At 69.5% G+C, this 19,360-nt stretch carries 19 protein-coding genes; 7 read left to right on the forward strand and 12 right to left on the reverse strand.

Annotated elements, in window-relative coordinates; all coding sequences use genetic code 11:
* Positions 1–74: 74 nt before the first annotated feature.
* The 4 genes from ITJ61_RS06925 to ITJ61_RS06940 all read right to left on the reverse strand — a co-directional run bounded on the left by ITJ61_RS06925 (position 75) and on the right by ITJ61_RS06940 (position 2,899).
* Positions 75–665, reverse strand: coding sequence for a GNAT family N-acetyltransferase (locus ITJ61_RS06925; RefSeq protein WP_104241864.1), 591 nt, complete (start codon positions 663–665; stop codon positions 75–77).
* 395 nt (positions 666–1,060) lie between these two features.
* Entirely contained in the window at positions 1,061–1,516 is a 456-nt protein-coding gene (locus ITJ61_RS06930) for a hypothetical protein (RefSeq protein ID WP_194685858.1), read from the reverse strand.
* Positions 1,517–1,522: 6 nt separating this feature from the next.
* Positions 1,523–2,107: an HdeD family acid-resistance protein gene (locus ITJ61_RS06935; RefSeq protein WP_104307070.1), complete on the reverse strand. Its 585-nt coding sequence runs from the start codon at positions 2,105–2,107 to the stop codon at positions 1,523–1,525.
* A gap of 72 nt (positions 2,108–2,179) precedes the next feature.
* Positions 2,180–2,899, reverse strand: coding sequence for a metal ABC transporter ATP-binding protein (locus ITJ61_RS06940; RefSeq protein WP_194685859.1), 720 nt, complete (start codon positions 2,897–2,899; stop codon positions 2,180–2,182).
* A 37-nt stretch (positions 2,900–2,936) separates the two neighbouring features.
* On the opposite strand from ITJ61_RS06940, the gene aztB reads away from it, so the two are divergent.
* From aztB to ITJ61_RS06965, 5 genes are all read left to right on the forward strand, one after another.
* Complete coding sequence (gene aztB, locus ITJ61_RS06945; RefSeq protein ID WP_104241873.1) at positions 2,937–3,830, forward strand: zinc ABC transporter permease AztB; 894 nt, start codon at positions 2,937–2,939, stop codon at positions 3,828–3,830.
* Entirely contained in the window at positions 3,812–5,125 is a 1,314-nt protein-coding gene (locus ITJ61_RS06950; protein WP_194685860.1) for a hypothetical protein, read from the forward strand. Before aztB ends, ITJ61_RS06950 begins: the two co-directional genes overlap by 19 nt.
* Before the next feature lie 2 nt (positions 5,126–5,127).
* Positions 5,128–6,069, forward strand: coding sequence for a zinc ABC transporter substrate-binding protein AztC (gene aztC, locus ITJ61_RS06955; RefSeq protein ID WP_104341328.1), 942 nt, complete (start codon positions 5,128–5,130; stop codon positions 6,067–6,069).
* 60 nt (positions 6,070–6,129) lie between these two features.
* A complete protein-coding gene (locus ITJ61_RS06960) occupies positions 6,130–7,311 on the forward strand; it encodes a hypothetical protein (RefSeq protein ID WP_194685861.1) in 1,182 nt (393 codons plus the stop codon).
* Positions 7,312–7,496: 185 nt separating this feature from the next.
* Positions 7,497–8,165, forward strand: a complete 669-nt coding sequence (locus ITJ61_RS06965) for an AIM24 family protein (protein WP_104241881.1) — start codon at positions 7,497–7,499, stop codon at positions 8,163–8,165.
* A gap of 163 nt (positions 8,166–8,328) precedes the next feature.
* Here ITJ61_RS06965 and ITJ61_RS06970 read toward each other — a convergent pair whose 3' ends face one another.
* On the reverse strand, positions 8,329–10,155 hold the full coding sequence (locus ITJ61_RS06970; protein WP_194685862.1) for a helicase HerA-like domain-containing protein: 1,827 nt from the start codon (positions 10,153–10,155) through the stop codon (positions 8,329–8,331).
* Between the two features lie 33 nt (positions 10,156–10,188).
* Between ITJ61_RS06970 and ITJ61_RS06975 the strand changes: the two genes are divergently transcribed.
* The gene (locus ITJ61_RS06975) at positions 10,189–10,665 is read left to right on the forward strand and encodes a type II toxin-antitoxin system RatA family toxin (RefSeq protein WP_104241885.1); all 477 of its coding nucleotides are present in this window, start codon (positions 10,189–10,191) and stop codon (positions 10,663–10,665) included.
* Here ITJ61_RS06975 and ITJ61_RS06980 read toward each other — a convergent pair.
* The 5 genes from ITJ61_RS06980 to ITJ61_RS07000 all read right to left on the reverse strand — a co-directional run bounded on the left by ITJ61_RS06980 (position 10,662) and on the right by ITJ61_RS07000 (position 16,187).
* Positions 10,662–11,156: an HNH endonuclease gene (locus ITJ61_RS06980; RefSeq protein ID WP_104241887.1), complete on the reverse strand. Its 495-nt coding sequence runs from the start codon at positions 11,154–11,156 to the stop codon at positions 10,662–10,664. The two genes, ITJ61_RS06975 and ITJ61_RS06980, sit on opposite strands and share 4 nt — an antisense overlap.
* 335 nt (positions 11,157–11,491) lie before the next feature.
* Positions 11,492–12,517 carry a C40 family peptidase gene (locus ITJ61_RS06985; RefSeq protein ID WP_194685863.1) on the reverse strand — a complete coding sequence of 342 codons (1,026 nt, stop codon included), beginning with the start codon at positions 12,515–12,517 and terminating at the stop codon, positions 11,492–11,494.
* Between the two features lie 196 nt (positions 12,518–12,713).
* Positions 12,714–13,880 (reverse strand): NlpC/P60 family protein, encoded by a 1,167-nt coding sequence (locus ITJ61_RS06990; protein WP_104241891.1) that lies wholly within the window; start codon positions 13,878–13,880, stop codon positions 12,714–12,716.
* A 180-nt stretch (positions 13,881–14,060) separates the two neighbouring features.
* Positions 14,061–15,164 (reverse strand): C40 family peptidase, encoded by a 1,104-nt coding sequence (locus tag ITJ61_RS19735; protein ID WP_228496615.1) that lies wholly within the window; start codon positions 15,162–15,164, stop codon positions 14,061–14,063.
* A gap of 285 nt (positions 15,165–15,449) precedes the next feature.
* Positions 15,450–16,187, reverse strand: a complete 738-nt coding sequence (locus tag ITJ61_RS07000; protein ID WP_104241893.1) for a metal-dependent transcriptional regulator — start codon at positions 16,185–16,187, stop codon at positions 15,450–15,452.
* Positions 16,188–16,263: 76 nt separating this feature from the next.
* Here ITJ61_RS07000 and serC point away from each other — a divergent pair, with 76 nt between their 5' ends.
* Complete coding sequence (gene serC, locus ITJ61_RS07005; RefSeq protein ID WP_104307077.1) at positions 16,264–17,379, forward strand: phosphoserine transaminase; 1,116 nt, start codon at positions 16,264–16,266, stop codon at positions 17,377–17,379.
* Between the two features lie 241 nt (positions 17,380–17,620).
* Here serC and ITJ61_RS07010 read toward each other — a convergent pair whose 3' ends face one another.
* The gene (locus ITJ61_RS07010) at positions 17,621–18,889 is read right to left on the reverse strand and encodes a DUF3027 domain-containing protein (protein WP_194685864.1); all 1,269 of its coding nucleotides are present in this window, start codon (positions 18,887–18,889) and stop codon (positions 17,621–17,623) included.
* Positions 18,889–19,272, reverse strand: coding sequence for a cold-shock protein (locus tag ITJ61_RS07015; RefSeq protein ID WP_104241897.1), 384 nt, complete (start codon positions 19,270–19,272; stop codon positions 18,889–18,891). The genes ITJ61_RS07010 and ITJ61_RS07015 overlap by 1 nt, the downstream gene beginning before the upstream one ends.
* Between the last annotated feature and the right edge of the window lie 88 nt (positions 19,273–19,360).

A 19,360-nucleotide genomic window follows, 5' to 3' on the forward strand; every position in this document is an offset into this window, starting at 1 on the left:
GTTACCCCGCGTGAACTCCCCCGCCGAGGCGCATCCTCACCGAGTAGGTCCCGACCTCGGCCACCCGCCTGGCCTCAGGCGAGGCCGAGGTCCGGCCGCGTGAGGTCCGGCTGCCGCGGCCCCGCCAGGGAGGCGGTGCGCGGGATGAGCTCGATGTCGGGGACCGGGTCGAGCGTCAGTCGCGCGTGCGTCTCGACGTCGAACCGCTGCTTCCCGTACCGGAGCTTCTGCCGCTCGATGCCCTCGGGCCTGAACCCGGCACGACTCGCGACACGGCAGGACGCCGCGTTCCCGGTCCGGTGGCCGAGCTCGAGGCGGAAGAGGCCGAGCTCCGTGAACGCCAGGTCCGCGATCGTCGCGAGGCCACGCGTCGCGAGGCCCCTGCCGCGAGCACCCTTCGCCAGCCAGTAGTAGGCCCACCCGGTCTGGTGCACGTGCTCGATGTTGCTCAGCCCGACGTTTCCGACCGCGATGCCGTCGACGATGATCGCCAGGTCGTGTTTCGCGGTGCCGGAGACCAGATGCTGCGCCATGTAGGAGACGAAGTCGAGCTCTGTCGAGGGCACACCTCCCGGGAACTGCGCGGCGAGGTCGGGCGACGTTCGCATGGCATTCGCAAGTGCAGGGGCATCGTCGGCCACCCATGGTCGGAGGTGTGCATCCACCCCTGCAGTGTCGCACTCGCAGATGTATCGGGACCGGGGCGACGCGCAGAAGCGTCGAGTGCGACGGAACATATACACGCTTCTGAGCCGGTGGGGGAACATCAGCGTCGGTCTGCGAGACCTCCGGAGCACACTCACTTTCGCCAGATCGGACATACTCGTGACCTCAGAGACGCACCAGCCCGCGTCGAGAAGGCTGCCCCCTCGGCCCACCCGGTCTGACGCCGCACATCCGAACCATCCCCTCAACAGGTTTCGGGATGGGTTCCGCGCTTCCCGATGGGTTGCAACCCATCGGGAAGCGCGGAAGCCATCCCGAGACGGCCAGAGGGTGAGGCGGTGCGGGGGCAGGAGCGTCCGCACATCCAGGAGCGCCCGCACTTCGAGAAACGCCGCTACTTCACGCGGCGGCGCCAGCCTCCGGTCGAGTACAGCGACCACGCGACGAGCACGGGCTGGAAGAAGAGGCGCAGGAAGCGCTTCCTGTCGGTGTCGAGCCCGAACGCGTCGCGGCGACGCGCGAACTGCGCGAGGTTGCCCGGGAAGACGGCCGTGAAGAATCCGGCTGCGATCCAGCCCACGGTCGGACGGGCCGAGCGGCGCGCGAACAGGAGCGACAGGCCGAGCGCGATCTCGGCGACGCCGGAGGCGAGCACGACCTGATCGGTCGAGAGCGGCGTGTGCTTGGTCACCGACTTCGGCACCTGCGCCGTGAACTCCTCGCGGGCGACCGTGAGGTGCGTGACCCCGGCAAAGACGAGGAAGCCGCCGAGCAGGATGCGCGTGAAGGTGCGCGGCCGCGAGGAGGGTGCGTCGTCGACGAGACGGATCTTGGAGGTGATGGTTGCCATGTCGGGTCAGGCCTTCTTCGCGTGCTTGCCGAAGCGGTACGCCATGACGAGCTGCGTGATCCCGCCGATGACGAGGATGATCGCCACGATCCACAGGGCGACGACGACGACGCCGGCAGGCCAGAGGAGGATGAGGAGGCCGGCGACGATGCTGAGCACGCCGGAGAGGATCGCGAAGCCGCGGGACTGGCCGGGAGATCCATCCGCGAGCGCCGCGATGCCCTCGATGATCCAGGTGATCGCGATGAGGATGCCGAGCGCGTCGATGAGGGCAACGGGCTGGACGAGGGCGATGACGCCACCCGCGATGAGCAGCAGCCCGACGACGCCGTTGAAGACCCGCCAGCCGGTGGGGATGCCCTTGGAGACGACGGCGCGGATGAGGCGCAGGGCGCCCGAGAAGATGAAGAACAGCCCGAAGATCCAGGCGATGGCGGTGAGGGCCTTGATCGGAAAGGCGAGCGCGACGATGCCGAGGATGATCGCCACGGCTCCGCCGATGCCGAAGATCCAGCGCAGCGTGCTCACCTGCCTCTGGCTCAGGAGGCTCGGATCGAGGTTGAAACGAACGATCGGGGTTGATTGGCTCATTGCGGGCTCCTTCGACGGGGGTGCGCCGTGCACGGCGCCGACGCTCCTCGTCCGTGGAGCGAGGGGTAGTCGTCATCCTAGTGATGCAGCGCTTCGCGCAGTCATCCGCGATTCCCCGGGGATCACGTGTCCGTCGCGCAGCGCGACGACGGCGTCCGCCGCTGCGATCTCTCCGGCATCGTGGCTGGCGACGACAACGGTCCTGCCCTGTTCGGCGAGCGCGGCGAGGCACGCCGCGATGCGTGCACTGGATTCCGCGTCGACCCCTGCGGTCGGCTCGTCGAAGAGAAGCACCTCCGTGTCCTGCGCGATGCCCTGGGCGACGAGGGCTCGCTGCCGCTGGCCGCCGGAGAGCTGGCTGAGGAGACGTCCGCGAAGCTCGCCGAGGCCGAGCTGCTGGATGGCGGCGTCGACGAGCTCGGCGTCGCGGGTGCGGGCCTGCGCGCCTCGCCCCCAGCGCCAGCTCGAGGCGCTCGGCCGGTTTCCCGCTCTGCCCCAGCGGCCCATCGCGACGGCGGCACCGACCGTCAGGGGGAAGGCCTCGGGCAGCCGGGCGTGCTGGGGCACGTAGGCGATGCTGCCGGGCCTGGCGTCGAAATCGTGCCAGTCGAGGGTCCCCGAGGTGAGCGGGGTGGTCCCGGCGAGCACGCCGAGGAGCGTGCTCTTGCCTGAGCCGTTGTGCCCGACGATGACGGTGATCGCGGAGCGTCGCACTTCAAGCGAGACGTCGGACAGCGCGGCGTGTGCGTCGTAGCGGACAGTGGCGTTCGCGAGCGTGATGAGGGCAGCCATGCGCGCCACCCTATCGGTAATGAGAAGCGTTTTCATTATGCTACGGTCCTTCCTCGTGCCCTTCCTCACCGATCCCCTCGAGGCGAGCTTCTTCGCCAGAGCCCTCCTCGGCGGCTCCCTCGCCGCCGTGCTGTGCGCCTGCGTCGGCACCTGGGTGGTCCTGCGCGGCATGGCCTTCCTCGGCGAGGCGCTCGCCCACGGCATCCTCCCCGGCGTCGCCGTCTCAGTCCTCCTCGGCCTCCCGCCGGTCGCCGGCGCATCCGTCTCGGCGGCCGTCATGGCCGTCGGCGTGCGCACCCTCACGAAGCGGACACGGCTCTCCAACGACACGGCCATCGGCATCCTCTTCGTCGGGATGCTCGCGCTCGGCATCGCGATCGTGTCCAGGTCGGGGAGCTTCGCCGTCGACGTCACGGCGATGCTGTTCGGCGACGTGCTCGCGATCGGGCCAGGCGAGCTCTGGCTCATCGGCGCAGCGCTCGCGCTCGCCGCCGCCGGACTCGCCCTCTGCCACCGGCCCTTCACCGCGCTCGCCTTCGACGAGCGCAAGGCGTTCACGCTCGGACTGCGGCCGGAGCGCGCGAGCCTCGCCCTCATCGCCCTCGTGGCGATCGCGGTCATCGCCTCCTACCAGACCATCGGAACGCTCCTCGTGACCGCGCTCCTCCTCGCTCCCCCGGCCGCCGCATCCCTCAGCAGGAAGAGCGTCGTCGGCATCATGGCGCTCGGCAGCGCGATCGGCATCGCCTCCGTCGTCGTCGGCCTCTACGCCTCGTGGCATCTCGCCATCGCGGCTGGTCCTGCCATCGCGCTGACCGCCGTCATCTCCGTCGGCGTCGCCTCGGTGCTGCGTGCACCGCGCTCCAGCCGCCCCATCCCCCGAACCACCGCTCCAGCAGAAAGCGACCAGTCTTGCCCCGCACACGCCTGATCTCCCCGCTCCCCCGAGTCCCCGCCCGAGGACTCGCACCTCGCGCATCCCTCGCCCTCGTCGGCATGCTCGCCCTCGCCGGATGCACGTCGCCGGGCTCCGAGACCGAACCGACCGCGAGCGCGCCGACCACCGAAGAGCAGGCGCACGGCTTCGTGGCGGGGGCCGAGGAGCTCGCCGAAGCCCAGACGAGCATCGGCAGCATCGGCGCGGACGGCTCCGTGAGCGTCCTCAACCTGCTCACCGGCGAGAGCACCGCACTCGATGCCGTGGCGCCCGCGTCGTGGGCCGTCAGCGACGGCCGGTTCATCTTCTCGGGCTCCGACGCCGCCGATGGGAAGACGGAGATCATCGACACCGGGGTGTGGACGGTGCCCCACGGGGATCACGTCCACTACTACCGTGCGACTCCTGGCCTCGTCGGCGAGCTCACCGAGACGGGAGCTGCGCGGGTCTCCTCGAACGAGGGCATCGCCGCCCTGAGCTTCGAGACGTCCGGCACGACGGTGGTGCTGGACCGGCACGCCCTCGGCCAGGGCGAGACCGTCGAGCTCACCCGCATCGAGTCCGCGGCCCACTCCGCCGCGGCCGCGCCGGTGGGCGACGCCGTGGTCGCGAGCAGCGTCGCATCGGCGGGCGCCTCCCCCGTCCTCGCCGCCTACTCGTCTGACGGCACGAAGCTCGGCGAGGGAGTCGACTGCCCTGGGCTGAGCGATGTGCAGCAGACGAGCCTCGGCGCGACGTTCGCCTGCGCGGATGGGCTCGTGTTCGCCGCGCCCGCCGAGGGCGAGGACACGGCCGCTGCACCATCGATCACGAAGGTCGCCTACCCGGACGCCGCGTCCGCAGACGCGGCTGGAACTACCGCACCCGGCCAGGCGACCTCGCTCGACAGCCGACCCCACCGCCCGGCCGTGGCCGGTCCCGCTGGAGACTCCGGCATCTGGCTCGCCTCCTCCCGCTCGCAGGAGGTCACCCTCCTGCCGACGACACGCCCCATCCTGACGGCCGTCGCCGTCGGCGACGACAGCGACCGTGTCGTCGCCGTGGACGACGAGGGAACCCTGCTGGTCATCGACGGCGAGAGCGGCGAGGTGACCGGGTCGCAGGCTGGGCTGATCGGCACTCCGGAGTCCGCCTCGAGCATCCACCTCTCCGTCGACACGAGCCGCGCCTACCTGAGCACGCCGGCCTCCGCCGAGCTGCACGAGATCGACTACAAGGACGGCGCGCGCGTCGCCCGCACCCTCGAGCTGCCGACCGCCCCGGCCTTCGCCTTCGAGACGGGAAACTGAGCATGCGCGCATCGACCGCCTCACGGTTCACCCGCAACGGACTCGGCATCGTCGCCTCGCTCGCGATCGCGGCAGGCCTCGTGTCCTGCAGCGCGACCGCAGCAGATGACCGTCCCGAGATCGTCGTCACCACCAACATCCTCGGCGACGTGGTCACCGAGCTCGTCGGCGACCAGGCGCGCGTCGTGACCCTCATGAAGCCCGGCGCCGACCCGCACTCCTTCAGCCTCACGGCCCAGGAGGCCGCCTCGATCGAGAACGCGGACTTCGTCGTCTCCAATGGGCTCGGGCTGGAAGAGGGCGTCGCGCAGCATCTCGAGCAGGTCGATGCGGCCGGCATCCCGCACTTCGTGGCAAGCGACGCCTTCGAGCCCCTCTCCTACACGGAAGGCGACGCGGAAGGCATGGACGATCCGCACTTCTGGACCGACCCCGCGCGGATGTCCGCGGTCGTCGACGCGCTCGGCACCCGACTCGCGACCGACCTCGACGGGTTCGACGCGGCGGCCCTCGACGCCTCCGTCGCCGCCTACGAGAGCGAGCTCGACGAACTCGACGAGTGGATGCAGGGCGAGTTCGACACCATCCCGAGCGAGTCGAAGAGCCTCGTCACCAACCACCACGTGTTCGGCTACCTCGCCGAGCGCTTCGGCTTCACGGTCGTCGGCACCGTGATCCCTGGCGGGACCACGCTCGCGGCACCCAGCGCCGCCGACTTCGCCGAGCTCAGCGCCGACATCACCGCCGCCCGCGTGCCCACGATCTTCGCCGACTCCTCCAGCCCCGACGACCTCGCCCGCGCCCTCGCGGAGGAGGCCGGCATCGACGTCCGCGTCGAGCAGCTCTTCACCGAGTCGCTCACCCCCGCGGGCGGCGGCGCAGAGACCTACCTCGAGATGATGCGCGCCAACACGGAGCGCATCACCACCGGCCTCACCTCGTAGCCCGCTCGACCGCGAGCGCCAATACCCCAAGTAGCAAGCCCGAACACAGAAAGAGTCTCCATGACCCTCCCCTCCCCCACCAGGACCCGCGGCGCCATCGCCGTGACGGCCCTCGGCATCCTCGCCCTCACCGGCTGCACCCAGACCGCTCCCGCCGCGACCGGAGAAGCTGCGGCGACCTCCGGCGCAGCGGCCACCGCCGAACGCGTAACGCTCACGTACGACGGCGGACTCGTCGTCCTCGACGCGACGACCCTCGAGGTCGTCGGCGACGTCCCCATCGACGGGTTCACCCGCGTCAACCCCGTCGGCGATGGTCGCAACGTGCTCGTCACGACCGACGCCGGCTTCCAGGTGCTCGACACTCAGGAGCCGGCGCTCACGGGCGTCACCTTCGAAGGCTCGAAGGCGGGCCACGCGGTCGCGCACGCCGGCAAGACGGTGCTGTTCTTCGACGGCAGCGGCGACTCCGTGATCTTCGACACGGATGCGCTCCTCGACGACGGCACGAAGCTGCCCGAGACCGAGACGGTTGCGAGCGACGCCGCCCACCACGGCGTCTCGATCGAGCTCTCGGACGGCACCTTCGTCACGACGCTGAGCGACCGCACCGGCATCGTCGCGACCGACGCCAACGGCACCGAGCTCGCTCGCTCCACCGACTGCCCCGGCGTGCACGGCGAAGGCACGGTGAAAGACGAGGTCGTGGTCGTCGGCTGCGAGAACGGCGCGCTCGCCTACTCGGACGGCACGATCACGAAGCTCTCCTCCCCGGACGAGTTCGGGCGCATCGGCAACATGCTCACGACCGAGGACTCGGCCATCGCCCTCGGCGACTACAAGACCGACCCGGATGCCGAGGGCTACCTCCTGCAGGCCTTCGCGCTCGTCGACACGGCGAGCGGCAAGATCTCGGTCACCGAGCTGCCCGACGGCGTCGGCTACACGTTCCGCGACCTCGCACGCGGCTCCGACAACGAGGCGATCATCCTCGGCTCCGACGGCTCGCTGCACCTCTTCTCAGAGGAAGACGGCTCACCCATCACCTCGATCCCCGTGATCGACGCGTGGGAGGGCCCCGCCGAATGGCAGGACGCGCACCCCGCGCTCAAGGTGCAGGACGGCGTCGCCTACGTCACCGACCCGGCGACGAGCACGGTCCACGCCGTCAACCTGGAGACCGAGGAGATCACGAGCTCCGCGACGCTCCCCGGCGTTCCCAACGAGATCGCGCTGAGCTAGCCGGCCGAGCACGCCGGGAGGCCCCCGGCGATACAGCACGAGCCTGAACGGCTCCAGTGGCGCATGGGGAGCACTCCCCATGCGCCACGCCAGCGAACGGCAATAGGATGCCGAACAGCGGGGCCACGGGCCCTGCGAATACAGCCATCGGACGTCCGAGAAACCACAGATGAGGGAGACTCAGCATGCGCAGCGAGCTATTCGCGGAAGCGAACCGGGAGAGCCAGAGCACCGAGCGTTGGGTGCTGCAATCGAAGAAGATGCTTCGCGTCGGATTCGGACCTGAGGTTCTGGCAGCCAAGGGCGCGATGGTCGCCTACCAGGGTCAGTTCGAGTTCAAGCACGAGGGCTCAGGCGGCCTCGGCAAGTTCATGAAGAAGATGGTCTCCGGCGAGGGCGGCTCGCTCATGCGCGTCGGGGGTCAGGGTGAGGTGTTCTTCGCCCGCCAGGCTGCTGACGTCTTCACGCTGGTCCTCGAGGGCGAGGGCATCACCATCAACACCGCCAACCTGCTCGCCTTCGACGCGAACCTGCAGTGGGACATCAAGATGCTCGCGAACGCGGGCATGATGACGGGCGGCCTCTTCAACCTCGAGGTCGGTGGCCACGGCACCGTCGCCGTCTCGAGCGACGGCCCGCCCATGGTCCTCGACTGCTCCGTGCAGCCGACCTTCGTCGACCCCCAGGCGGCGATCTGCTGGTCGCAGAACCTGCAGCCCACCATCAAGAACGACTTCAAGATGGGCTCGCTCATCGGCCGCGGGTCCGGCGAGTCGTTCCAGCTCGCGTTCCACGGGCCAGGCTTCGTCGTCGTGCAGCCGAGCGAGGGCGTCCCCATCGTCACCACGGCCTGAGGGCGTCGCGCCGGTTCCGCGCTCAAGGGCGGCACCGAGTTCGCTGTGGATGTCGGCTCGAGTGCGCTCAGCTAGCGACCAGACCACAGCGTGAGGCGGGTGGCGGATCGAAGAGATCCGTCACCCGCCTTCTCCGTGCTGCGCCGGGGTCTCATGCGCCGAGCTAGCGGCGCTTCTTGAAGAGCGTGCCGAACACGCCGCGCACCACCTCGCGGACGATCGTCTGGCCGGTCCGGGACCCGAGCATGTCGCTCACGACGTTGCCGCTGCCCGCATCCGGCCGTGACCTGGTGGTCGTGCGCGTCTGCGTGCGCGAGCGGGCCGCCTTCTCCGCCCGCTCCCGCTCCTTCGCGTCCTTCGCCGCCTGCTTCTCCGCTTCGATCGCCGCGGCCTCGGCCCGTTCGCGCTCCGCCGCTGCGTTCATCTTGGCCGTCAGCACCTCGTGCGCCGACTGCGGGTCGAGCACCTGCGAATAGCGCGGGTACAGCGACGACGAGGCGACGAGCTGGCGGAGGCCGTCCTCGGGCGTCGGCGACATCGAGGCCTGCGGGGCGCGGAGGCGAGTCCACGCAACCGGCGACGGGGCGCCCTTCTCGTTCATGACGGTGACGATCGCCTCGCCCGTCGCGAGCTGCGTGAGCACTTCCTCGAGGTCGTACCCGCTCTTCGGGTAGGTGCGCACGGTCTGGCGCAGCGCGGTCGCGTCGTCGGGGGTATGCGCGCGCAGCTGGTGCTGGATGCGCGAGCCAAGCTGCGCGAGCACATCGTCCGGGACATCCTTCGGGGTCTGCGTGACGAAGAAGATCCCGACGCCCTTGGAGCGGATGAGCCGCACCGTCTGCGTGATCTGCTCGACGAACGCCTTGGAGGCGCCAGAGAACAGGAGGTGCGCCTCGTCGAAGAAGAAGACGAGCTTCGGCTTGTCGAGGTCCCCGACCTCGGGCAGCTCGTTGAACAGGTCGGCGAGCAGCCACATGAGGAACGTCGAGAAGAGCGCGGGGTTGCTGGCGACGCCGGGTAGCTCGAGGAGGCTGACGACGCCGCGCCCCTCGTTCGTGACCCGCAGGAACTCACGGGTGTCGATCTCGGTCTCCCCGAAGAAGATGTCGGCCCCCTGCTCGGAGAAGTTCACGAGCTCGCGAAGGATGACGCCTGCCGTCTGCTTCGAGAGCCCGCCGATCCCCTCCAGCTCGAGCTTGCCCTCGGTGCTCGTGAGGTACTGCAGCACGGTCCGCAGGTCGGAGAGGTCGACGAGCGCAAGCCCCTGCTCGTCGGCGAAATGGAAGACGAGGCCGAGGCTCGACTCCTGCGTCTTGTTGAGCCCAAGCACCTTCGAGAGCATGAGCGACCCGAAGCTCGAGACGGTCGCTCGAATGGGGACGCCGATGCCTCGCCCGCCGAGCGAGAACACCTCGGTGGGTGCGGCCGCCGGGGCCCAGTCCTGCCCGATGCCCTTCGTGCGCGCCAGGAGCTTGTCGCTCGGCTCGCCCGGCGTCGCGATCCCGGAGAGGTCGCCCTTGATATCGGCCGCGAACACGGGCACGCCGGCGGCGGAGAGCTGCTCGGCGAGCACCTGCAGGGTTTTCGTCTTGCCAGTGCCCGTTGCGCCGGCGACGAGGCCGTGACGGTTGGTCATGGCGAGCGGGATGCGCACGGGAACGCCTGCGACCGCCTCGCCGTTGACGATCGCTCCGATCTCGAGCGCGGCACCCTCGAACGCGTAGCCGGCGCGAACCGCCTCGAGCTGCTGCGCATCCAACGGGCCGGAGGGCGCCGTGGGAGCCGCAGGAGCCGCAGGAGCCGCAGGTGCCGCAGGCGCTGGCGGCTCGGCCTGCGCCGCCGGTGCTGCCGGCTCGGGCACCACGCCCGGGCCCGCCTGAGCGGCAGTCTCGCTCTCGGTCTTCGCTCCGGCCTCGGCGGCCGCGAGCGCAGCGGTGGCCTCCTCGAGGGCTCTGCGTGCGGCTTCGATACGGGCGTCGGCATCAGTCATGGCACCAGGCTAGTCACTCCTAGACTTGGTGCCATGCCTCAGTTGGAAGCGTCCGTCGTCGTGCCCCTCTCCGTCGAAGCGGCCTTCGCGCTCGCGCACACCGTCGGCGAGGCCCGGAGCTGGGATCCGGGCGTCATCCGCAGCGAGTTCATCCGCGGGGCCACGGCGCCCGTCTCCGGAGCGCACTTCTTCACGAAGACTCCGGGAGGGCGGCGCATGATCCTCGAGCTTCGAGTCGTGCACGCCCCGCTCGTGAGCTCCGCCGAGATGGTGAAGGGGCCGGCCTGGCTGACCTCGTTCGGCGAGGGCTGGCGATTCGAGGCCGTCGAGGGCGGCACGAAGGCGACGTGGAAGTTCACGTACAAGCTCGCCTCGCCTGTCTTCGCGTCCACGCTCGGGGCGGCGACCAAGCCAGCGTTCGACCGCGAGCTGCACCAGCGCGCGGCCGCGTTCAAGGAGAGGGCAGTGGCGCTCTCGGAAGCCGGCGAGACGCTGTCAGCAACGAGCTAGGCGGCGGGGAGGTACGCCGCCCACTCGGGCAGCTCTCGTTCGACGCTTCGCGGCGACCAGCCGGTGGCCCGCGGGGGTCTCGGTGTGAGGCGAAGCCGCCACCCCATCTCCCCCGGCGTCTTGTCACCCTTGACGTTGTTGCACCTGAGGCAGCAGGCGACGAGGTTCTCCCAGCTGTCGCGCCCGCCCCTCGACCGCGGCAGGATGTGGTCGATCGTGTTCGCGAAGCCATCGCAGTAGCCGCATCGGTTCGCGTCCCTCCGCAGCACGCCCTTGCGACTCACCGGCTGCATGCGGGCCATGGGAACGCGCACGTACCTGGTCAGCAGGATGACGCGCGGCCGCTCCCAGACGCCGCTTGAGGCCAGCACCGGGTGGTCCTCATCGACGTCGATGACGCTGGCCTTGCCGTGCAGCACGAGCACGAGTGCCCGCCTGTCGGAGACCACCCCGAGCGGTTCGTAGCCTGCGTTCAGGACGAGGGTTCGCATGCTGGACCTGCTTTCGCATCCGTACGAAAAAAGGGCACCGCCCGGATCGGCGGCACCCTTGAATCGAGTAGGTAGATGGACGGACGAGACTCGTCGGCCTGTATTCGAACGGTCTGACAGGCTTCACCGCTCTGGTAGACGTCGAGGGCTGAGCACGCGCGCGCATCCTTGGCGTGGATGCCGCTGCGTGCCCTCATTGACGCTCCCGAGTGTCGTCGATCTGGCAACAGCGTAGACCACGGATGCAGAATGCGGGAGGGGCAGCTTTCCCTGTTCACCGGCCGGAAAGACCGAAGACAGGGAGCTGCCCCTCCCGCATGTGGGAGACGCGTCGCTCAGAGGCGGACGAAGTAGTAGCTTCCGCCCGCGTCGAGGCCACCGAGCTCGACCATGCGGCCCTCGGTGGGAGCGTCGATCATCTGGCCGTTGCCGGCGTAGATGCCGACGTGGAAGTTCGGGAAGATGACGAGGTCGCCCGGCTGCGGGTCGGAGACGCGTGTGCCCGCCGCCGCCTGCGCGCTGACGCCGTGTGCCACGTCGATGCCGTGGAGGCCGAACACGTACTTCACGAGCCCCGAGCAGTCGAAGCCGTCCGGGGTTGCCCCGCCGAAGACGTACGGCGAGACGCCGATGAACTGCGATGCGGTCTCGACGACGCTTGAGCCGGCGACGCTCTGGCCTGCGGAGCTGCTGCCCGCGCCGCTCGTATCTGCGGCGGCGGCGTCGGCGGTGGGCTCTGGGGTCGCGACTGCGGCGACCTGGTCAGCGCTCATGCTCACGACCGCGGTCTCCGTGCGATCGGTCACGGTCTCCGGTGCTGCGACGGCGGGGGTGGCATCGGCGACGGCGTCGGCGATGGCCGCTTCGACGCTCGCCTGCTCGGTCTGCGCGTCCGCGTTGGTGTCATCTGATGCGGCCACCGCGTTCGAGAGGCTGGCTTCGCTGGCGGGCGCGGGCGCTGCCATGGTGCTCGGCACGACGGCTCCGACCGCGGTGACCGCGGCGAGAGACGCGGCGGCGGCCAGGGTTCCTGCGACGCGGCGGCGGACGACGAGCTGCCTGGGGCGTGGAGCGCGAACCGTCATGGCACGCTCGCCGGCGAAGGCCGCGGGCACGCTGGGCGCCTCGGCTTCGGTCGCCGCGGTTGCGACGCGGTCTGCGGGGACGACCGAGAGGAGCGAGGTCATCGCGTTGCGCTCGATGCGGCCCGTCTCTTCGGGCTGCAGGGCGACGGGTGCTCGGGTGCCGGCGACGGAGGCGAGCGCGGCGGCGCTCAACGACTGCGTGGCGTCCGCGACTGGGCGCACACCGGTCTGGCGTTCGATGGCGCGGGCCTCGCGACGAGTCAGCGTGGTGCTCATGGATTTCCTTCGGGTGGAGCTGAGCACCCGTTGGTGCCCTGGACTTCCACGAGCGTAACCGTTTATAACGAAAATGTCACGCTCAGGTCACAGTCAGGTCGCAAATCATCACATTTTGATCACGACGACAGAACGCCGCGCGCAGCAGAAGCTGCGCGCGGCGTTGCCCACCGGAGTGAGCCGAAGCTCGAGATGTCTAGTTGAAGGTGTAGTACACCGGGTTGCCCCACCAGATGGAGCGGTACTGGACGACCTTGCCGCCGTACCCGGGAGAGTCGATGACCATGCCGTCACCGGCGTAGATGCCGATGTGCGCGCCTGGCTGCACGACGAGGTCACCCGGCTGCGGGTTCGACGTCTGGCGTGCGCCCGAGATCTGGTTGCTGACGGACCCCGAAAGCGAGATGCCCTGCGTCGCGTAGACGGCCTTGGTCAGGTCGGTGCAGGCCGGGAAGTAGGAGCCGACGTAGCTGTGCGCCGCCGCGATGAGGCTCGAGGTGTCGACGTTGCCGGACCCACCACTCGGCGCGGCGGACCCCGAGGACGAGGACGTCTGGTTGCTCGAGCTGCCACCCGAGGACGTGTTTCCCGAGGTCGACGAGCTCGACTCTGCAGGAGCCTCGGTTTCCTCTGGCGTCGGAGTCGGTGTCGGCGTCTCAGCGACGGCAGCGAGATCGTCGCTGGAGATCGAGACGACCGTGGAGTCCGTGCGGTCGACGGCAACCTCTGGCGCAGCGACGAGGGCGACCTCCTCCACGGCGGCTTCCTCGGCAGCTGGGACTGGGTCCGATGTGGGTGCCGTCGCGGCTGCGTCTGGCGACGTGGCCGCAACCAGGTTGGCCTGGGACTGCACCTCGCTCTGCCCGTCTGCGACGGCGGCTGGGACGACCATCCCGGCAGTGGCTGCAGCTGCGACGGTTGCAGCGGCGGCGAAGCTGGCGGCGGTGCGCCGGCGGGTCCGTGCGACGAGGGCGGCCGGCTTCGCGGCGCGGATGCTCACGGAGCGCCCGGTGAAGGCCTCGGAGATGTCGGTGACGGGGGCGGGTTCCGAGTGCTCGATGAGGCCCTGGGATTCCGAGGTCGCATCTGCGGCGAGCTGCGAGAACGGCAGGACGGAAACGAGGGCACCTTGGCCGTTGCGCTCGATGCGAGCCGTGTCGTGCACCGAGGGCGCAGAGGCGACGGCAGGAGTGGAGGCGGCGGAGGCGATCTCGGCGACGGAGGCCTCGATGACGGGGGCAGAGACCCCGGCCACGGCCGACGTGACGACGGGACGGACTCCGGTCTGCCGCTCGATCGCGCGGGCTTCGCGGCGGGTCAGCACGGTGGTGCTGTCCGTGCGCGGCGTGCTCGATGTGCTCAAGACTTCTCCTCGGTGCTTTCGAACACCGTTGGAACCGGCATCCTCGACGCGTCCGAGCCTACACAAAGGTCACGGAATTGTCACGGTCAGATCACAAATGGATGCATGATCGGTCACGCGGGAGTAACGACGAAACGCGCCCAGCCGAAGCTGAGCGCGTTTGCCGAGGTGGTTCGTTCCTTAGCGGAGCGTCACGTAGTAGGGGCTGCCCCACGAGATCGAGCGGTGCTGCACCGAGCGTCCGCCGTAGCCGGGGTCGTCGATGACCATGCCGTTGCCGGCGTAGATGCCGATGTGCTCGCCAGGCCAGACGACGAGGTCGCCGGGCTGCGGGTTGGAGGTGGGCGTGCCCATTGCCGCCTGAGCGGAGACGCCACGCGGCAGCGAGATGCCGACTGCTGCGTAGGCGGCCTGGGTGAGCAGGTCGCACGAGCCGAAGTAGCCGCCGACGTAGCTCATGGCCGCAGCGGAGACGCTCGACGAGTCGACGCTCTGTCCGCCGGTCGATGCGGTGTTGGTCTTGCCCGAGGTGCTGCCGCCCGTCGACGTCGTGCCGCCCGTGGAGGCGCTCGAGTCTGCCGTTGCGGTGGGCTCAGGCGTTGCGACGACCTCGGCGACCTGGTCGCTCGAGAGGGTCACGACGCTGGTCTCGGTGCGGTCGACCGCAACCTCTGGAGCGGCGACGAGGTCGACGGAGGCCTGCTCGACAACTTCTTCTGCCGGAGCCTCAGCGGTTGCGTCGGCCTCAGCCGTCGGTGCCTCGGTCTCGACCGTGGTGGCGGCGAGGAGGTTGGCCTGCGCCTGGCTGGCGTTGTTGCCATCGGCGACTGCCGCTGGCACGACGACGCCTGCCGTGGCGATGGCCGCGACGGTTGCTGCAGCGGCGAAGCCACCAGCCGTGCGGCGACGCTGACGAGCGACGAGCGACGCCGGCTTCGCAGCGCGGATGCTCACGGAGCGGCCCGTGAACGCCTCGGGGATGTCGATGACCTCTGCGAGCTGCTCGACGGCTTCGTCGCCGGCGACCTGCGGGAGCGCAGTGGTCGTGGGGAGCACCGACACGAGTGCGCCGAGCTCGTTGCGCTGGATGTGCGCAGTGTCGTGCACGAAGGATGCTGAAGCAGAGGGCGTCGGCACGGATGCCGAGTTGATCTCTGCGACCGAAGCCTCGATCACCGGCGCGGACACACCCGCGACACCGACAGTCGCCACTGGGCGCTGGCCCGTGCGGCGCTCGATCTCACGAGCCTGGCGTCGCGTCAGCGGTGCCGTGGCGTTCGTCAAGTTTTCCAAGTCGTTCCTCCAGCGCCTGACTCCTGGGAGCCGATCCCGCTCTTGCCTGTTACCAGGGGGAGCTAGGTCGAGGAGCGGGATACGGCGCCTCGGCCTGCCAGCTATGCAGACTGCATAGCTCATGACTCGGACAACACTAGTGGAAAAGCTGTGAATTGTCACGCTTCGGTGTCAGAACCCTAACGCCGAGGTAACGAACCCTGAGTTTCCGGGGATGTCAGGCACGTGAAGGCCCGCAGAACGCGGAGGAGATCTTCAGCTGGCCGTGACCAGATCTCAGCCTAGCGCACCTTCGGGGCTCAGGATCGCATCCACGTACACGTGCTCGGCGGTTTCGAGCGAGACCTCGACGCCGATGCCGCCAGAAGCAGGCAGCAGGCCGATCCACGCACCACGGCGCTGCAGGGTGACCTCGGTGCCGGGAAGCACGCCAGCCTCGCGCAGAAGCGTGAGCGTCTGGAGGTCGGACTGGACGGGCTCGCCGAGGCGACGCACCTTCGCGAGCACGGGCTCCGTGGAGGTGGCTCCGCGCGCAGACTCCTCGAGGAGCGCCGAGACGCTCACGACGCCGGCGAGGAACTCCTCGGCAGGCTCGGCACCGAACTCGACGAGTCCCGGAATCGGGGTGCCGTACGGCGATTCGCTGGGGCGGCCGAGCATCTCGAAGATCCGCTGCTCGGCCTCGTCGCTCATGACGTGCTCCCAGCGGCAGGCCTCTTCGTGCACCTGGGCGAGGTCGAGTCCGATGACGTTGGCGAGGAGGCCCTCGGCGATGCGGTGCTTGCGCAGCACGCGCGTCGCCTTGGCACGACCGTCGGTCGTCAGCACGAGCCTGCGGTCACCGGCGACCGAGACGAGCCCGTCGCGCTCCATGCGCGCGATCGTCTGCGACACCGTGGGACCCGAGTGCCCGAGCCGCTCGGAGATGCGAGCCCGAAGCGGGGTGATGCCCTCTTCCTCGAGGTCGAGAATGGTGCGGAGATACATCTCCGTGGTGTCCACCAGATTGGTCACGCCCCGCCACCCTCCGTTGCATTGGTCCGCCAAGCCTAGCGGCGAGCGAGCCCGCTTGCGCGCATAGGCTTGCAGCATGCCTGACATTCGCATCCCGACAGAGTTCATTCCGCTCGACGGCCGATTCGGCTGCGGCCCGTCGGTTGTCCGGCCCGCGCAGATCGATCATCTCGTCGCAGGGGCCACCAGCATCCTCGGCACCTCCCACCGCCAAGCACCCGTCAAGGACCTCGTGGGCCGCGTGCGCGCAGGCCTCTCCTCGCTCTACCGTCTCCCCGACGGCTACGAGGTACTGCTCGGCAACGGCGGGTCCACCGCATTCTGGGATTCCGCGGCCTTCGGCCTCATCTCCGAGCGCGCGCAGAACCTGACCTTCGGCGAGTTCGGCGGGAAGTTTGCCAAGGCTGCAGCCGCCCCGTGGCTCACGGCCCCGGACGTGCGCTCCGCCGAGCCGGGCACGATCGCCTCGCCGGAGGCAGTCGCCGGCGTCGATGTCTACGCGTGGCCGCACAACGAGACCTCGACGGGAGCAATGGCCCCCATCCGTCGCGTCCACGGCGACGACGGCGCCCTGACGGTCATCGACGCGACCAGCGCCGCGGGCGGCGTCGACATCGACATCAGCGAGACCGACGTGTACTACTTCGCGCCGCAGAAGAACTTCGGTGCCGACGGTGGCCTCTGGCTCGCGATCGCGTCCCCGGCTGCGATCGAGCGCATCGAGCGCATCGCCGCCTCCGAGCGGTACATCCCCGACTTCCTGAAGCTCAGCCACGTCGTCGAGAACTCGCGCAAGAACCAGACGCTCAACACGCCGGCCATCTCGACGCTGCTCCTCCTCGAGGCCCAGCTCGACTGGATCAACGGCAACGGCGGAATCGCCTGGGCCGACAACCGCACCCGTACCTCCTCCGGCATCATCTACGACTGGGCGGAGGCCTCCGAGTACGCGACTCCGTTCGTCGCGAACCCTGCAGAGCGCTCGCAGGTGGTCACGACGATCGACTTCGACGAGCGGGTGGATGCGGCTGCCGTCGCGGCGGCGCTCCGCGCCAACGCCATCGTCGACACCGAGCCGTACCGGAAGCTCGGCCGCAACCAGCTGCGGGTCGCGACGTTCACGTCGGTCGACCCAGATGACGTGCGCCGTCTCACGGGCGCAATCGACTACGTCGTCGAGCACCTGGGCTGATTCCACCGGGTCCAACCCCGATCGAAGCGCAGACGAGAGGAGCGTCACCAGCAGCTGCTGGTGACGCTCCTCTCGTCTGTCCTGCGTGTCTTGTCTGTCCTGCGCGTCTCGTCTGTCCTGCGTGTCTTGCTCCGCGATCCAGCGTGGCGCGTTTCCGCGCGAGCCGGGAGCTGACTTGTGGTCGCTTCGGGTGAGTTGTGACGACCACAACTCGGCCCTCGGCCACCGAGCATCCGCCGGGCTAGCTCTTGGCGTCGCCTTCGGGCGCTGACACCTCGGAGTCGGGCTCGAAGTCGACCCCGTCGAAGACGTCGTCCATGTCGTCGGCGAACTCCCGGATATCGGCGGCCTCACCGAACTCGGCGGCCTCCTGCGCTGGCAGCTCGTCCTCGCTGCGAGGGACCACGACGACCCGACGCCGCTTGCCCCGTGAGCTGCTCTTCTCGGGCTGCACCTCGTCTGCGAGCGCGGCGGGCGCCTTGGCGGCCCGCTTCGTCTTCGGCACGCTCGGCTCCTGAGCAACGTCGTCGCTCTCGATCGCGCCTGCCTTGGGCTCCTGGCCCGAGGTGTCGTCGGCACCGGACTCGCCGGCACCGGATTCGCCGTCGACGGCCTTGCCCGCCTTCTTGCGCTTCCGACGCTCAGGCTTGTTCTGGGCCGCCTCGCCATCGGCGTCGCCGTGTGCGTCCGGAGTCGTCTCCTCCGCCACGGCGTCAGGCTTCGCCTGGTCGACGCGCTTGCGACGCGACCGCTTGGGCTTCTCGGCGGGCGGCGTCTCCGCATCGGTCACCTCGACAGCAGCCTCACCGGCAGCCGTGTCGCTCGGAGCGCCGTCGGTGTCGACGTCGGACTTCGCCTTCTTCGCCGACTTCTCCTTCTTGCGCTTCTTCTTCTTGGGCTTCTCGGCTTCTGGAGATTCGCCGACGGCAGGCTCGGAGCCAGCACCACCTGCTGCGACGTCCTCACTCGCGGGCACCTGAGCCGACTCGTCGTCCACGGAGCCGTCTGCGGACGAATCGGCCTCGGTCACACCGTCTGCGCCGATGCGACGGCGGGTCCGCGTGCGCCGGATACGCTTGCTCGACCTGGGCGCAGCCTCAGCGCCCGCGGCCTCTGCGTTCTCGCCGTCGACGTCAACGACCTCGCCGGCCTCGAGCAGCTGCGCAGCTTCGTAATCGGCGAGCCGATCGGACCACGGCACCCACGAAGGTGCCAGCAGGGCCCCGTCGCCGGGCAGCAGCTCGGCCTCGAGGACCGTCGGCTCCGCCTGGTCGACGAGGCGCACGAGGGAGACATTCCATCGCCAGTCCGGGTAGCCGGGCAGGCGTGTCGTGTACTGGAGCGTGTAGACGCCCTCGTCCTCCTCGGGGACGACGGCGACGAGCTCGCCGAGCTCGGAGGCCGGCGTCACGTCCAGCAGAGCCGACCAGGCGAGCCTCCGCGAAGACTCGAGCTCGACGGCGTCAAGGGCGACCCCGAGCGGGGCTGCAAGCACGGCCTCGTTCGTCATCAGGCGTCCAGGTCGTCCGCGACGCGACGGAGCATCGCTGCGATCTTCGCGCCCTGCGGCTTCTCAGGGTAGCGACCGCGACGCATCGCGCCGCCGACGGAGTCGAGCAGCTTCACGAGGTCCTCGATGATGACTGCCATGTCATCAGGCGACTTGCGCTGGATGCGCGCGACGCTCGGCGGAGCCTCGAGGACGCGGACGGACAGCGCCTGCGCACCGCGTCGTCCGTCGGCGATGCCGAACTCGAGCTTCGTTCCCGGGCGCACCGACGAGGTTCCTGCTGGCAGCGCTGTCGCGTGCAGGAAGATCTCCTGACCGTCGTCGGCCGCAATGAAGCCGAATCCCTTGTCCTCGTCGTAGAACTTCACCTTGCCGGTGGGCATGGCCATCTCCTTGTTCGGCGCACGAAGCACCAGATCGAACTTTCACAGGCGGGGCGGCGAACTTCGCTTCCCCTGGTCGGCCGCGGCG

It is taken from the genome of Pseudoclavibacter sp. VKM Ac-2888 (assembly GCF_015351285.1).
In the GTDB taxonomy this organism is placed as follows: Bacteria; Actinomycetota; Actinomycetes; order Actinomycetales; family Microbacteriaceae; genus Pseudoclavibacter.